Source organism: Curtobacterium sp. 8I-2, assembly GCF_902506155.1.
GTDB lineage: Bacteria > Actinomycetota > Actinomycetes > Actinomycetales > Microbacteriaceae > Curtobacterium > Curtobacterium poinsettiae.
Genome location: NZ_LR732827.1, coordinates 963,612 through 979,741, shown reverse-complemented (window position 1 = coordinate 979,741; position 16,130 = coordinate 963,612). Strand labels below are relative to the sequence as shown.

Genomic DNA, 16,130 nt, shown 5'->3' with positions numbered 1-16,130 from the left:
ATCCCCCAGCGTGCCGGGCAGTCTGACGAACGGCGCGGGGCCCAGCGTCGTCGGCAGTTCGGCCGCGCGCACGCCCGGCAGCGGCTGTACGAACACGAGCGACCAGCAGCCGCTGTCCGGCCACGATCGCAGCCCGGCGGCAGCTCGGGCGCCCCGGCGTCATGCCGTCGAACCCGCTGGCACGGTGATCGAGCGGCGTTCCATGAGCCGCCACGATCCGCCGAGCAGCGGCGTGAGCGTCACGACGGTGTACACGACCGCGACGACGGCGAAGGTGGCCTCGACCCCCACTCCGTCGGCAGCGAGCCCGGCGAGCAGGCCGCCGACGGGGATGCCCGCCCACGCGCCGGCACCGAGCAGGCCGAACACCCGCGCGCGCATGTGCTCCGGGATCCGCTCGAGCTCGACGGCTCCGAGGATCGGGTTGATCGAACCGGCCGCGAGCCCTGAGAGTGCGGCGGACGCGAGCATCCACGGCAGGCCGAGCCCGAGCGCCGGAACGACCAGTGACGGCCCACCGGCGAGGACGAAGCACAGGGCGAAGACCACCCGTCGCGGCACGCGGTGCGCCACGTACCCGAAGGCGACGGAGCCGAGGAACGCCGCACCCCCGAAGACGCCGGTGACGAGCCCGAGCGCCTGCGCGCCGCCGAGCCGCTGGTCGGCGTAGAGCGGCAGGAGCGTGGTCGAGCGTGCGGCGTCGAGCAGGTTCGTCACGAGCACCAGCGCGACCACGAGCCGGAACAGGGGGTCGCGGACGCAGAACCGGAACCCGTCGGCGATGTCACGCCAGTACCCCTGCGACGCCACCGGCTCGGCGGATTCGACCGGTGCCGCTGCGCCACGGACCGTGACCGCCATCAGCAGCGCGGCTGCCCCGAAAGCGATCGCCACGCAGGCGAGGCCCGGCATCGGACCCGTGACGGCGACCAGGGTCCCGCCGAGCGGGGCGCCGATCAGCACCGACAGCCGTGACGACGCCTCGAAGTGGCCGACGGCGCGTTCCAGCGGCACCCCCGCCGTCGTCGCCAGCCCCGGCAGGAGCACCCGTCGCGCGGACTCGCCGGGGGTGTCGAACAGGCCGCTGACGAAGACGAGCGCGAGGAGTGCCCAGAACGGCAGCCCGACGGTCCAGGCGAGCACCGGCATCGCGAGCAGCGTGAGCCCACTGATGAGGTCGGAGGCGACGCTTGAGCGGACGAAGCCCACCCGCTCCACGAGGGCACCACCGAACGGGCCGCCGAGCACGATCGGGACCGTCGCCATGAACGCGGCGATGCCGACGTCGGTGGCGGAACCGCCGCGCGCCAGGACGGCGAACGGCACGGTGATGGTGGTGACGACGTTCCCGATCCGTGACACCACCTGCACCGCCAGCAGCGCGCGCAGTTGTGCGCGGGGGCTCAGCTGCGCGGCCATCGGTACGCCTGGTTCAGCACGAAGACCTGCTCGGAACCGTCGTCGGCGCTGTGCTCGGCGGCGACATCGGCCCAGCGGTCGACGACCTGACGGAGTTCCTCGCCCATGTCCTGGAGTTCAGCCGCCGTGAGCCGGAGCACTCGGTCGGTGCTCGAGGACGCCGCCACCCACTCGCGGCCGAACGTCGGCGCGTGGTCGACGAAGGCCTCGTAGTTCGCCGCGTACACACGGGCGACCGCGTGGTCGAGGGCGTTCGTGGCGAGCAACCGCTCCGGGTCGTCGAGCGCGTCGGCGAGCTCCCACACGGAGGCCTCGTGCGCGGCTCGCCACCAGCGCTCGCGGCGGTCCGTGCCGGCGTCCGGAGCGGGTTCGATGAAGCCTGCAGCCGCGAGTCTGGTGCAGTGGTAGCTGATCGTGCCCGGAGCCTCGTCGATGACGTCGCCCAGCGTCGCGGCGGTCTGCGGGCCGTTTGCCCGCAACAGGCCGAGGATGCGCAGGCGCGTCGGGTGGGCCAGGGCGCGCATCTGGGCGGGGTCGTCGATCCGTCCTGCAATCATGGTGCGACCCTACATGCACAAGGAGTGTTGTGGAGTTTCCCGGGGCGTATCCGTTCCCGAACCGTGAGGATTGCGGCGACGTGGAGCTCGAGACCGACGGCGCGCTCCCGGCTGAGAGTCTGCAGTGCCTGACGGACGCGAGCGGAGCCGGCAACGTGGCGTCACTCGCCTGGGTGCGGCGGACGACCGAGGGCGATCCGACCCCGTACTTCGTCCAGACGGACGGGGCAGGGGCGACGGTCGCGTCGACGGCGGCCTACGACACCTACGGCCAGGGCGGGTGGCGCGAGTACGGGCGTCCGCACAGTGGGTCGCACGAGCGGAGCGATCTGAACACCGTGTGAACGACCAAACCGGTCACCACGGTGGCCCCGAACGACTCCACGGTGGCCGAAGTCCGGCCGCCGACAGTCGACGAGGAGCTTCCCGTGAAGAAGAACACCCGCATCCTGAGCACCGCGACCATCGCCGTGGCGCTGACGCTCGGCGGTCTCGCAACGAACGCGACCGCTGCGAACGCCGCCGAAGACACCTCCACGAACGCGACGTCCCCGGCACTCATCCAGGGCCCCCTCGTCCAGGGCCCGCTCATCGACATCGGCGGGATCCTCGACTCGCTCCGCATCGGTCAGTTCCAGTAGCGCCCAGAGGAACCGGAACCAGCGGAACCGCGATCCGGCCCGGTAGCGGCCGCGTCCCGACAGGAAGAGTCTCTCTGTGACGAGCAAGCACCACCATGGCGACCGGGACGAGCAGGAGGCCGGCATCCGCGTCCCGTTGACCTCCGCGCAACGAGGCATCTGGTACGCCCAGCAGCTGGACCCGTCGAACGCGACGTACCAGATCGGGCAGTACCTCGACCTCCGGGGCGCGCTCGACCAGCGGCTCGTCCGGATCGCGCTGAACACGGTGGTCGCCGACCTCGACGCGCTGTCCATGCGCGTCCGGTCGGACGCGGACGGTCCCTACGGGGTCATCGTCCGTCCGCGTCCGACCGACGACGTCGTGCAGGTCGTCGATCTGCGTCACCTCGATCCGGAGGCGGCGCTCTCCGAGGCGATGGCGTCCATGGACCGGGCGATGGAGACCCCGCGCGATCTGCAGGGTGACGACCTGTTCGGCGCGGTCCTGTTCCAGATCACGGACACCCGGTCGCTGCTCTTCCAACGGGTGCACCACCTGCTGCTCGACGGCTACTCGGCGGTCATCGCGCTGCGGTACATGGCCGAGGTGTACACGCGTCTTTCTCAGCCCGCACCGTCGAGCCGGGGCCTCGACGTCGCTGCCGAGCCCCGCGCACACCTCGCCGCCCGGCAGCCGTCGGTGCTTCCCGGGTTGGACGACCTCCACCGTGACATCGCCGAGTACGAAGCATCCGCGCAGCGTGACGCCGACGAGGCCTACTGGCGCAGCGCACTGGACGACGACGCAACGGTCGCCGGCCTCGAGGGCACCGCGAGGTCGGCAGCGAGCTCCATCGTGCGGGTCGCCGTGCCCCTCGACGACGCGCGTGCTGCACGCCTCACGGCACTCGGCCGGGACCTCCCCAAGACCGTCGTCGCCATCGTCGCCCTGTACATGGCGAAGATCACGGGGGAGGAGCGTGTCGCGCTCGGCCTCCCGGTCACCGCCCGACGGGGAAGAGTGGCGAAGAGCACCCCGTCCATGCTCTCGAACATCCTGCCGCTGCGGATCGACGTCCCCGCGAACGCCGAGATCTCGGACGTCATCGCCCATGCTGGCGACGTCGTCCGGAGCGCGGTCGGACACCAGCGTTTCCGCGTCGAGTCCCTCGCCGGGGCACCTCGGCATGCTGGGCCTTCGGTGAACCTGTTGCCCGTCATCGACGAGATCCGCTTCGGCGACGCCGTCGGCGCGGTGAACATCCTCTCGACGGGTCCGGTCCACGACCTCTCCATCGTCCTGTCGGGGCTGTCGAGCGACGCTGCCACCGCAACCCTGCAGCTCGAAGGCGACGCCGAGCTCCACACGACGGCGAGTCTCGCCGAGCACGCGGACCGGTTTCTCGCGTTCGTCGACCGTGTGGTCGGCTGCCCCGAGGGTCTCACCGTCACGGGCGCGACGATCCTCGACGAGGACGAGGTCCCGCTCCTCCTCGGCCAAGGCGCCGGGGAGACCGTCACCCTCGACCCGGAACCGGTCATGGAGGCGTTCGCCGACGTCGCCCGTCGACGCCCGGACGACCTCGCCGTCGTCGCCGAGGACGGCACGACGACGTTCGCGGCGCTCGACGCCGACGCGACACGACTCGCGCACCACCTGATCCGCGAAGGCGTGGTTCCCGGGAGCCGGGTGGCCGTCCGCATCGAGCGCAGTGCTCTCCTGCCGATGCTCGTCCTCGCCGTGCTGCGCGCCGGCGCGGTCTACGTCCCGCTCGACCCGGAGTACCCGACCGACCGGGTCGCCGGGATGATCGAGGACGCGAGTCCGACGCTGGTCCTCACGAGCAGCGCGCAGCTCGTCCGTGACCGGGCCGCCGGCGCCTCCTGGCAGGTTCCCTCGCTCCCTGTCGACGCCGACACCACGGTGTGGCGACGCCGGACGGACGACCCGAGTGCTCTGCCAGCGATCGCCCCGGACGCGCTCGCCTACATCGTCTTCACCTCCGGGAGCACCGGGCGCCCGAAGGGCGTCGGCGTGAACCGGGCCGCCCTGCGGAACCTGTTCCAGCACCACCGGGCCGAGATGTTCGACCCGGCCGAAGCGCGGCTCGGCCGGCCGCTCCGCGTCGCGCACACCGCTGGCCTGTCGTTCGACGCGGCGTGGGATCCGCTGCTCTGGCTCTTCGCCGGACATGAGCTGCACGTCGTCGCCGACGACGTGCGTCGTGACCCCGAGCGACTCGTCGAGTACTTCGTCCGCCACCGGATCGACGCCATCGAGACCACCCCGTCCTTCGCGGAGGCACTGCTCGCCGCGGGCATGCTCGACGCCGATGTCCACCCCACGGAGATCGCCGTCGGCGGCGAAGCGGTCGGCCCGGCCCTGTGGGACGCACTGGCCCACCGCGACGACGTGCACGCCATCAACCTCTACGGCCCCACCGAGGCCACGGTGGACAGTCTCACCGCAGTGCTGGAACCGGGACGCCCGCCGCACATCGGCTCGTCAGTGCGGAACACGCGGCACTACATCCTCGACGCTGCCCTCACACCGGTACCCGACCGCGCCGTCGGCGAGCTCTACCTCGCCGGGGCGAACGTGGCAGAGGGCTACGTGGGACAGCCCGGGCTCAGCGCCGAGCGGTTCGTGGCTGATCCGTTCTCCGCCGACGGTTCCCGCATGTACCGCACGGGAGACGTGGTCCGTCGTCGCCGTGACGGGTCCCTGCGGTTCGTGGGACGCATCGACGACCAGGTCAAGATCCGTGGCTACCGCGTGGAGCTCGCCGAGGTCGAGGCCGCGATGATCCGCCACCCCGGGGTGGACCTCGCAGCGGCCGTCGTGCTGGGCGAGGGTCCTGCCAGTCGCATCGTCGGCTACGTCACCTCCGACGGCGACCTCGGGAACCTCCCGGCGGCGGTCCGGGAGGGCATGCGCTCCGACGTCCCCGACTACATGGTCCCCTCGGTCGTCGTCGCCCTCCGCGAGATGCCCGTGACGCCGAACGGCAAGCTCGATCGTCGCGCGCTGCCAGCGCCCGAGCTGTCGGGTTCCGGCACGGTGCTGCCGCCACGGAACGACGACGAGCGCGTCGCCGCTGCGGTGTTCGCCGAGGTCCTCGGGGTCTCCGCGGTCGGGATCGACGACGACTTCTTCGCAGCGGGCGGCCACTCCCTGCTGGCAACCCGGCTCGCCGCGCGTCTGTCGGAACAGTTCGACCGGACGATCACCGTGCGGGACGTGTTCGAACGGCCGACCGTGGCTGCTCTCGTCGGAGCACTCGACACGGGCACGCCGACCGATCGCGCAGCCCGCCTGGCACGGAGGACGCGCCCGGACACGATGCCGTTGTCGCTCACGCAGCGGCGACTGTGGTTCCTGAACCGCCTCGAACCGGACTCCGCCGCCTACAACATCCCCGTCGTGCTCCGCCTCGACGGTCCCTTGTCCGCCGAGGCCCTGCGCGCAGCGTTCGTGGACGTCGCGATGCGGCACGAGCCGCTCCGGACGATCGTCCCGTTCGTGGGCGACGGGCCGGTGCAGCAGGTCCTCGAGGGTGCTGCCGCCGAACCGCCGTTCCTGACGGTCACGGTCCCCGAGCACCGCATCGACGACGTCGTCCGCGCCGAGGCGACGCGTGGGTTCGACGTCACGAGCGAGACGCCACTCCGCGCGGTGCTGCTCCGCATCGACGACGACCACCACGTGCTCGTCGCGACGATGCACCACATCGCGTCGGACGGGTGGTCGCTCGCACCCTTCGCCCGCGACCTCGGGACCGCGTACGCGGCCCGTGTCGCCGGGACCGAACCAGCGTGGCTGCCGCTGCCGGTCGACTACGCCGACTTCACACTGTGGCAGCGGGAACAGCTCGGCGACGCCGAGGACCCCTCGAGCGAACTCGCCCAGCAGCTGGCGTTCTGGCGGATGGCACTCGCGGGCGCGCCGGACGAGATCTCCCTGCCCCGGAACCGCGCACGTTCCGTCGACGACGGAACCGTCCGACAGGCCGTCGGTGCGGTGGAGCTGACCCTCGACCCCGCGCGGCACGCCGAGCTCCGCCGCTTCGCCGGGGACCACCGCACCAGTCTGTTCATCGTGCTGCACGCAGCCGTCGCCGCCGTGCTCCAGCAGCACGGCGCGGGTGAGGACGTCGTCATCGGGACCCCGGTCGCCGGACGGACGGACGCGCAGCTCGACGACCTGGTCGGCTTCTTCGTCAACACCGTCGCGCTCCGCACCTCGCTCGACGGTGATCCGAGCGTCGAGGACCTGCTCGAACGGATCCGATCGGGCAACTCCGCGGCGTACGCCCACCAGGACGTCCCGTTCGATGCTGTCGTCGACGCCGTCCGGCCACCCCGGTCGGTCGGTCGTCACCCGGTGTTCCAGGTGATGCTGACACTGCAGAACACCCGGCCGGCGGCCCTCGATCTCGGCGACGTCGCGGTGACGGTTCCCGCCCAGTCCACCAGTGCCGGGGTGAAGACGGACCTGCTCCTCGACGTGACGACCCCCGGTGGTGACGACGGTGGACTCGTCGTCACGTTCGGGTACGACGCGACACTGTTCGACGAGACGACCGTCACGCGGCTCCGCGACGCGCTCGACCGCGTGCTCACCGCCTTCGTCGAGGGTCCGCACCGTCGCCTGTCCGACATCCCGAACGTGGACGCTGAGACCGCCCTCGAACTCGACCACCAGTCGCGTGGCCGGACGTTCGTCGTGACGGGGACCGTGCTCGACCGCCTCGACACCACGGTTGCGAGCTCGCCCGACGCAGACGCACTCGTCGACACCGCCGGGACGGTGTCCTTCGCCGACCTGGCAGCACAGACGACCGCGGTCGCGACCAACCTGGCGCGCCTCGGCGTGCGTCGGGGTGACCGCGTCGCCGTCGCGCTCCGGCGCAGTTCCGACGCGATCGCGGTGGTGCTCGGCGTCCTCCGGGCCGGTGCGGTGGCGGTGCCGATCGACGTCGCCTACCCGGACGCGCGCATCGGTCAGATCCTCGCCGGGGCGGAACCGACCGTCGTGGTCGCCCACGACGCGGAGGGCACCTGGTCGGTCGCCGACGAGGCAGGGGTGCCCGTGCAGGTCGTCGCTCCCTCGGCGCTCAACCGTGACGTCGGCGACGCCGCAGCTCCGGTCGCCCCTGCACCGGAGGACGTCGCCTACCTGGTCTACACGTCGGGGACCACCGGGACGCCGAAGGGCGTGCAGGTGTCCCACGCGGCACTCGCCAACGTGCTCGCGCAGCACGAGGACGCGATGATCCGTCCGGTCCGCGACCGCGTCGGTGGTCGAGCCCCGCGGATGCTGCACCTGTCCGGGCTCGGCTTCGACGCGGCGTGGGACCCGATCGTCTGGCTCGTCGCCGGCACGACGCTCGAGGTGGCCGACGACGCCACCCGGACGAACGCGGAGACGGTCGTTCGAGACGTGGTCGAGCACGGCATCGACGTGATCGAGACCACGCCGTCGTACGCCCGTCAGCTGGCCGCGGTCGGACTCTTCGACGCCGTCGCGGAGCACGACGGTCACCTGACCGTCGCGGTGGGCGGAGAAGCCGTCCCCGCGGACTTCTGGAACGAGGTCGCCGCAGCCGACCACATCGACGGTTGGAACCTCTACGGACCGAGCGAGAGCACGGTCGACGCCGTCGTCGCGCGGATCGAGCCCGGCGCCGTCACCATCGGACGGCCGATCGCGAACGTGACGGCCCGCGTCCTGGACGACTTCCTGCAGCCGGTGCCGCCCGGAGTCGAGGGAGAGCTCTACCTGTCGGGCAGCTCCCTCGCGCACGGCTACCGCGGACGGTCCGCCGAGACCGCCAGCCGCTTCGTCGCCGACCCCCAGGGAGACGGCACCCGTATGTACCGCACCGGCGACGTCGTGCGTCGCCGCGTCACCGGGGAACTCGACTTCCTCCGCCGTGACGACGACCAGGTCAAGCTCCGCGGGTACCGGATCGAGCTGGCCGACGTCACCCAGGCCCTCGAACGGATCGACGGCGTCGAGGCTGCCGTTGCTCGTGTCGTCGTGCCCGGCGGACCGGACACCGCACGGCTCGTCGCGTGGGTCGTCGGGACCGTCGACGAACAGGGTGTCCGCCGGTCCGTCGCCGCCGATCTCCCCGACTACATGGTCCCCTCGGCCATCGCCGTCGTCGACGCGATCCCGCTGACCCCCAACGGCAAGGTGGACACCGCCGCGCTGCCCGAACCGACCTCGACCGGCGGCGACGGCCAGCCCGTGAGCGACGACGAGCGGACGATGTCGCGGGTGTTCGGCGAAGTGCTCGGTGTGCGCGACGTCGGCATGCACGACGACTTCTTCGCGCTCGGTGGACACTCGCTGCTCGCGGTCGGGCTGATCGGGCGCGTCCGGGACGAACTCGGTGCCACGCTGCCCCTCCGCAGCATCTTCGACGCCCCCACCCCGGCAGGTCTCCTCGCCGCGGTCGGATCCGCGGGAGCCGCCACCCAGCAGGGCGACCGGCAGACCGACCCGGCGCTCCGCGCGTGGGCCGCGCAGCACCCGCGACGGGAAGGCGAGCAGCTGCCGCTGTCGCCGAACCAGGCGCGGCTGTGGTTCCTCAACCGGCTCGACCCCACCTCCACCGACTACTCCGTGCTGTTGCAGGCGACGTTCCGCGGCGATCTCGACACGGACGCGTTCGCCGACGCCGTCGACGACGTGGTCGTCCGGCACGAGATCCTCCGGACGACGTACCCGGAAGTCGACGGTCAGCCGGTCCAGCGCATCCACGACGTGGTGCCGGGCATCGTCACCAGCGCCGCGGTCGACACCTCAGCGGGCTTCGACCTCACGGTGGACCTGCCTGTCCGGGCCGGGCTCGTGGCGACGGGAGACCAGCAGTGGCGTCTCGACCTGTTGATCCACCACATCGCCACGGACGGGGCCTCGCTCGGCCCGCTGGCGCGCGACATCGCCACCGCGTACGCCGCGCGGACCGGGAGCACGGCGCGTGCGCAGCGTCCGCTCGAGGTGCAGTACGCCGACTTCGCGCGGATGCAGCGCGCCCTCCTGGAATCCGACGGTGGACGGCACGACGCGTCGTTGTCGGCGTGGGTCGAGCAGCTCGCCGGCATCCCGGACGAGCTCGCCCTGCCTGCTGACGGACGTCGGCCGGAGTCGGCGACCCGAGCTGCCCGGCAACTGCGATTCACACTGCCCGAGGACGTCGTCTCCGCGGTGCACGCCGCTGCCGGACAGGCGCAGGCCAGCAGCTTCCACGCGTGGCTCGCCGGGCTCGCCGGCTACCTGCACCGCATCGGTGCCGGTGACGACGTGGTGATCGGATCACCGTCCGCCGGGCGGTCCGACCCGGACACCGCTGACCTCGTGGGCTTCTTCGTGAACACGTTGCCGCTGCGCATCGGGATGACCGACGCACCGGACCTGGTCGCGACCATCGAACGGGCCCGAGCCGCAACACTCCACGCCATCGAGCACGAGTCGGTGCCGTTCGAGCGCATCGTCGAGGCGATGGCCCCCGAACGTCGACTCGGACGACACCCGCTCTTCCAGACCATGCTCTCGGTGGAGGAGGACAGCGGGGTCTCGATCTCGCTGCCCGGCGTGACGACCGACCGACTCGAGCCCGACAGCACCGGAGCAGCCAAGGTCGACCTGTCGTTCGTCCTGCGCCCGCGTTCCTCGGGAGAGGTCGACGGCGTCCTGGAGTACGACGCGTCGATGTTCAGCGATCGCGCGGCGCGAGGGTTCGTCGAACGGTGGACGGCGTTCCTGGCAGCAGCGGCCACCGCCCCCCGGCGGCCGCTCCTCGACGTCCCCGTGCAGGCCGGCACCGGGCGCCTCGATGCCTGGCCGGCCGCGACCGACCACCGGCAGCAGTCGATCCTCGAGGCGTTCGCCGACTCCGTCGCCGCCCGCCCGACCGCACCCGCCGTCGTGGCCGGAGGCGTCTCGCTCACCACGGCGGAACTCGACGCTCGCGTCGACGGGATCGCGGCCCGGATGATCGCCGCCGGGCTCCGACGCGGCGACGTCGTCGCGCTGCCCCTGGGCCGTGGCGTCGACACCGTCGCCGCGCTCCTCGCGGCGTGGCGCGCCGGCGCGGTCGCCGCTCCGATCGACGTCGAGCTGCCCCGCGACCGGATCGCCACGATGCTGCGGAGCGCCGACGTGCGTCTGGTGCTGCACCACGGCGTCGGCGGCGGGACGACGGACGCCACACCTGCGGACGTGGCGACCCTCGCAGCGTCCGACGCGGGCGTGCCGTCGGACCGGCTGCTCCGGATCGACGACGATGCGGCATCGGGGCCCGCCGTGCCGGCGCGCGTCGAGCCGCCGCGGCTCGACGACCCCGCCTACCTGGTGTTCACGTCCGGTACGACGGGCGAGCCGAAGGCCGTGCAGGTGCCGCACCGCGCGCTGGCCGCGCTGTTGTCGAGCCACCGTGCGACGCTGCTGCCCGACCCCGAGGAACGACGCGTCCGCGTCGCGCACACCACCGGCGTCGGGTTCGACGCGGCGATGGACCCCGTAGTCTGGCTCGCGGCAGGCCACGAGGTGCACGTCGTCGACGACTCCACCCGGCGCGACCCCCAGGCCCTCGTCGCGCTCCTCGCCGAGCGTCGGATCAGCGCGTGGGAGACCACGCCGAGCTACGTCACCGCCCTCGCCGGCCAGACGGAGCTCGAAGCGCTGTTCGATGACCGCGACGAGGCCGACCCGTTCGTGCTCCTGCTCGGTGGCGAACCGCTCGACGCAGGTCTCTGGTCGTGGCTGCGCGACCGGCCGGCCGTCGCAGCGTGGAACCTGTACGGTCCGACCGAGGTCGGCGTCGACTCCATGGTGGCGAGGGTGGCCGACAGCCCCGCCCCGGTACTCGGCGCGACGACGGTCGACACCGTCGGGTACGTCCTCGACTCCCGCCTGCGCCCGACCCCGGTCGGCAGCGTCGGTGAGCTGTGGCTGGCGGGCGAGCAGCTGGCGCACGGCTACCGCGGCCGGCCCGGCTCGAGCGCCGAGCGGTTCGTGGCCGACCCCTTCGCCTCGGACGGATCGCGGATGTACCGGACCGGTGACCTCGTCGTCCGACGAGACGCCGACGGGGACGAGCGTCCCGGCGTCGTCTCCCTGGGCCGCAGTGACGGGCAGGTGAAGATCCGTGGCCACCGTGTCGAACCCGGCGAGGTCGAGGCGGTCCTGCGCGGTGCCGGCGGCGTCACGCACGCCGTGGTCCGTCCGGTCGACACCGCACGTGGCACGGAACTCGGCGCCTGGGTCGTGACGGACGGAGTCGCCTCCGATGCGTTCCTCACCGCACTGTCCGACCGTCTCCGCTCCCGTGTACCCGACTACATGGTGCCCGCTGGGATCGCGGCGATCGACGCCGTCCCGCTGACGCCGAACGGGAAGGTCGACGTGCGGGCACTCCCCGAGCTCCGGATCGGTGGCGGTGCCGGGGCGGCTCCGAGCGGACCCGCGGAACTCGCGATCGCCGCGGCGCTCGCCGCGACACTCGGTGTCGACGGCGTCCGCGCCGACGATTCCTTCTTCGCGCTGGGCGGTCACTCGTTCGTCGCGCAGCCGACGATCCAGGCGGTCAACGAAGCCCTCGACGCGGACCTGCCCGTGCAGGCGCTCTTCCAAGCGCCGACCGTGGCCGGACTCGCCGCCTTGGTCGAGTCCGGCGGTGCGGACGTGGCGGAGTCGCTCCGGACGATCCTGCCCCTCCGGCCCACCGGGCAGGGTGCCCCCGTGTTCGCGGTGCACCCTGCGAGCGGCGTCGCGTGGAAGTTCTCCACGTTCGTCGCTCGTCTGGCCACGACCCGACCGATCCTCGGCGTCCAGATGCCCGGGATCGCGCCGGACCGTCCGGAACCCGCGACGGCCGGATCGTTGGACGAGCTGCTCACCGAGTACGTCACCGCCATCCGCGGCGAGCAACCCCACGGCCCCTACCTGCTCACCGGGTACTCGTTCGGCGGCCGGCTTGCGCACCACATCGCGGCGCGGCTGCAGGCCGAGGGCGAAGAGGTGGCGCTCCTCGCGGTGCTCGACGCGTACCCGACCGAAGCATCAGCGTTCGACGGTGTGGCCGACACCGATGACATGTGGCGCGGTTTCCTCGACGCGAACGGTGTGACGCCTCCTGCTGGCCACCTCGACGGCGAACGGGTGCTCTCCCTCCTCGCTGAGGCTGGCAACCCGCTGGCCGACGTTCCGGGGCACGTCGTCGACCGCATGGTGCGGCGGTTCCGCCGGCTCGGGGAGCTCCTCGACGACGCTCCGGTCCCCGTCGTCCACGGTGATCTCCACGTGTTCGCCGCGACCGAGGACGTCCCCGCGAACCGTCCGGCGCCCGCGGTGTGGGAGCAGTTCGTCACCGGGACGGTGACGTCGAGTTCCGTGGGAGCCCGTCACCAGGACATGCTCACCGACCGGGCACTCGACGACGTCGCACCGGTGCTCGACCACCTCCTCGAGAACGTCCGACACACCGACGCACGCAGAGCGAACCGACTCGGCGCCGGCTCCGAAGACCCAGGTAGGAACACCCCTGCAGCTGACCCAGAGGAGCATCGACCGTGACGAACCCGTTCGACGATCAGGACGGCACCTTCCGGGTGCTCGTGAACGAAGCCGGACAGCACTCGCTCTGGCCCGAGTTCGCCGACGTTCCTCGAGGGTGGGTCGCCGTGTTCGGTCCCGCCGTCAAGACGGCGTGCACCGACTACGTGTCGGAGCACTGGCACGACATCACACCGTCCTTCGAGAGCACCCGCGTCGCGTCGTGATCTCCGTACGAGGGATCACGAAGCGGTTCGGGACCCACCAGGCGCTCGACGGCGTCGAACTCGAGGTGCCCGAGGGCACGGTGCAAGGGCTCCTCGGGCCCAACGGCGCCGGCAAGACGACGACCGTGCGCGTCCTCACGACGCTGCTGCAGCCCGACTCCGGCGACGCCTTCGTCGCCGGACGATCGGTGTTGACCGAAGGCCACGCTGTGCGACAACGTCTCGGCGTGTCCGGCCAGTACGCAGCGGTCGACGAGAAGCTCACCGGTTTCGAGAACCTGACGATGGTCGGCGAGCTGTACGGCATGCGTCGGAAGGACGCGAAGGCTCGAGCACGTGAGCTCCTCCGGGAGTTCCGCCTCGACGACGTCCCCGACGACAAACGTGCGGGCACGTACTCGGGGGGGATGCGCCGCCGGCTCGACCTGGCCGGGGCGATCGTCGCCCGGCCCCCGGTCGTCATCCTCGACGAACCGACCACCGGGCTGGACCCCCGCGGTCGTCGCGACACCTGGGACGCGATCGAGTCGCTGGCATCAGGCGGGACCACCGTGCTCCTCACCACCCAGTACCTCGAGGAAGCCGACCAGCTTGCTGACTCCATCGCGGTCATCGACGGAGGACGCATCATCGCAGAGGGCACGGCCGCGCAACTCAAGGCCCAGACCGGCGGAGCACGGCTCGACATCGTGCTCGCCCCCGGCAGCGACATCGACCTTGCCGTGGACGCTGTCCGTCGGGTGGGTCACGAACCCGCCGTCGACAGGCGAGTGGGTCGCCTCACCGTCGGTGCCGGCGGAGGCAGCAGTGATCTCCTCGACGTCGTCGGCGCACTCCGAGCCGTCGGGCTCGAGACGTCCGAAGCGGCACTCCGGCAGCCGACGCTCGACGAGGTCTTCCTGCAGCTGACCGGGACGCCAGCTGATCCGGACGCGCCCGTCGCAGCGGTGGGGGCGAGGTCCTCCGAGCCCGACCCGGTGATCGCCGGGGGACCGACGGAGGCGAGCCGATGAGCATCGCGAGCGTCCTCCGCGACGGCCGGGTCATCGCCCGACGGAACATGCTCGGCGTCCGCCGAACGCCCGGGGCGCTGGTGACCGGTGTCGCGCAGCCCATCATCTTCGTGCTCATCCTCGGGTTCGTGTTCGCCGACGCACTCGGCGGAGACGACTACCGCGAGTTCCTCATCGGCGGTGTCCTCGCGCAGACGCTGACCTTCAACTCGTCCTTCACCGCCGTGTACCTGGCGAAGGACCTGCAGACGGGCCTCATCGACCGGTTCCGGGCCCTGCCGATGTCGCGGGTCGGGGTCATCCTCGGGCGCACGACCTCGGACCTCATGACGAACGCCATCTCGATCGTCGTCGTGATCGCGTGCGGCCTGGTGATCGGCTGGCGTGTGCACTCCGACATCGGGTCCGTGGTGCTGACGTTCGGGCTGCTGCTGCTCTTCGCGTTCGCGACGTCCTGGATCGGGGCGTTCATCGCGCTGACCGCTCGCAGCGTCGAGGTCGCACAGTCCCTCGGCCTGCTCTGGCTGTTCCCCGTGTGCTTCGTCTCCGGAGCGTTCGTGTCCGCCGACATGCTCCCCGGTCCGCTCCGGGTGGTCGCCGAGTGGAACCCCGTCACCGCCGTCGCCACCGCGGTGCGGCGGGGCTTCGGGAACGAACCGCCGTCCGGGTTCGCCGTCGGGCACGGATGGCCGGCCGACAACGCGCTGCTCTACGCGTCCTTGTGCTGCGTCGCCATCATCGCTGTCTTCGCACCCATCGCCGTCGTGCAGTACCGACGCATCAGCAAGCGGTGATCCATCTCCTGCTGACCACCGTCGACGACGTCCTCGCCACCGGGGATCGCCTGCTCGGATCGACGGGCGGCGCGGGTGCTGCCTCGCTCGTCAGCGCAGCCGATCGTGCCGCTGCCGACAGCAGGCGAGCAGACCTGGATCGACGGCGGACCCTCGCCGGGCGACTCGCGCTCCGGTTCCTGGCCTGCGCCGTGCAGGGCCGTTCGTGGTCCGACGCCGCGTCCGTCCCGGTGGACCGGACCTGCGAGCACTGCAGCGCGCCGCACGGTCGCCCTCGTATCGCTGGGTCCTCCGCGTCCACCTCGACCTCTGGACGACTGGTGCTCGTTGCTGTCGGCGATGACGCGGCTCGGCTCGGGGTCGACGTCGAGGAGTACCCCGAGACCCTGTGGGACGGGTTCGACGACTACGCGCTGCACCCGTCAGAGCGGGCGGCGATGCCGACCGGACGCGATGGCCTCGTCCACCGGGTCCAGGTGTGGACCGACAAGGAGGCACTCCTCAAGTCAGTCGGTGTCGGCTTGCGCGGCGAACCGTCGGGGCTCCGCGTCGCCGCGGCATCGGCCGGCGTCACGACGGCAGCTCCCCTCCTCGGATGGCGCCCCGTGGCACAGTCAGCCGACCCTCGGCTCGCGACGGCGTGGACCGTCACCATCGACGCCGGTCGCCGGGCGGCTGCCTCGATCGCGGCGGCGCACCCGACCCCGATCCGCCCCTGGAGGATGGACCGACAGGGGGCCGAACCGGTGCAGCCGGACGTCCGCCGCGACACGGCAGCCAGCGTCGCTGCAGCGACAGCGTGAGCAGCCGGGCCTGGAGGGACGGTGCAAGCTGGCACCGGGCCTCCCGTCCGCCCCTGGTCGTCCTCTCATGGCGCGGGGCGTCGTACCGACCTACCGTCTACTTGTCAGACGATCGTCTGTCGAATAG

General features: G+C 71.8%; 9 protein-coding genes. 7 read left to right on the top strand and 2 right to left on the bottom strand.

Going from position 1 to position 16,130, the window contains the following annotated elements:
- Positions 1-159 precede the first annotated feature (159 nt).
- Both BOSE127_RS08350 and BOSE127_RS08345 read right to left on the bottom strand, forming a co-directional pair.
- Positions 160-1,419 carry an MFS transporter gene (locus BOSE127_RS08350; RefSeq protein WP_159556868.1) on the bottom strand — a complete coding sequence of 420 codons (1,260 nt, stop codon included), beginning with the start codon at positions 1,417-1,419 and terminating at the stop codon, positions 160-162.
- Positions 1,404-1,976, bottom strand: a complete 573-nt coding sequence (locus tag BOSE127_RS08345) for an ArsR/SmtB family transcription factor (RefSeq protein WP_031260402.1) — start codon at positions 1,974-1,976, stop codon at positions 1,404-1,406. The genes BOSE127_RS08350 and BOSE127_RS08345 overlap by 16 nt, the downstream gene beginning before the upstream one ends.
- A gap of 80 nt (positions 1,977-2,056) precedes the next feature.
- Between BOSE127_RS08345 and BOSE127_RS08340 the strand changes: the two genes are divergently transcribed.
- The 7 genes from BOSE127_RS08340 (at position 2,057) to BOSE127_RS08310 (ending at position 16,003) form a co-directional block, all read left to right on the top strand.
- Entirely contained in the window at positions 2,057-2,320 is a 264-nt protein-coding gene (locus BOSE127_RS08340; RefSeq protein WP_042538212.1) for a hypothetical protein, read from the top strand.
- A gap of 84 nt (positions 2,321-2,404) precedes the next feature.
- On the top strand, positions 2,405-2,617 hold the full coding sequence (locus BOSE127_RS08335) for a hypothetical protein (protein WP_139179817.1): 213 nt from the start codon (positions 2,405-2,407) through the stop codon (positions 2,615-2,617).
- Between the two features lie 76 nt (positions 2,618-2,693).
- Positions 2,694-13,187 carry a non-ribosomal peptide synthetase gene (locus BOSE127_RS08330; RefSeq protein ID WP_159556866.1) on the top strand — a complete coding sequence of 3,498 codons (10,494 nt, stop codon included), beginning with the start codon at positions 2,694-2,696 and terminating at the stop codon, positions 13,185-13,187.
- A complete protein-coding gene (locus BOSE127_RS08325; protein ID WP_017888435.1) occupies positions 13,184-13,393 on the top strand; it encodes an MbtH family protein in 210 nt (69 codons plus the stop codon). Before BOSE127_RS08330 ends, BOSE127_RS08325 begins: the two co-directional genes overlap by 4 nt.
- Complete coding sequence (locus tag BOSE127_RS08320; protein ID WP_017888436.1) at positions 13,390-14,406, top strand: daunorubicin resistance protein DrrA family ABC transporter ATP-binding protein; 1,017 nt, start codon at positions 13,390-13,392, stop codon at positions 14,404-14,406. The genes BOSE127_RS08325 and BOSE127_RS08320 overlap by 4 nt, the downstream gene beginning before the upstream one ends.
- On the top strand, positions 14,403-15,200 hold the full coding sequence (locus BOSE127_RS08315; RefSeq protein WP_017888437.1) for an ABC transporter permease: 798 nt from the start codon (positions 14,403-14,405) through the stop codon (positions 15,198-15,200). The genes BOSE127_RS08320 and BOSE127_RS08315 overlap by 4 nt, the downstream gene beginning before the upstream one ends.
- Positions 15,197-16,003, top strand: a complete 807-nt coding sequence (locus BOSE127_RS08310; protein WP_159556864.1) for a 4'-phosphopantetheinyl transferase family protein — start codon at positions 15,197-15,199, stop codon at positions 16,001-16,003. Before BOSE127_RS08315 ends, BOSE127_RS08310 begins: the two co-directional genes overlap by 4 nt.
- The last annotated feature ends 127 nt before the right edge of the window (positions 16,004-16,130 follow it).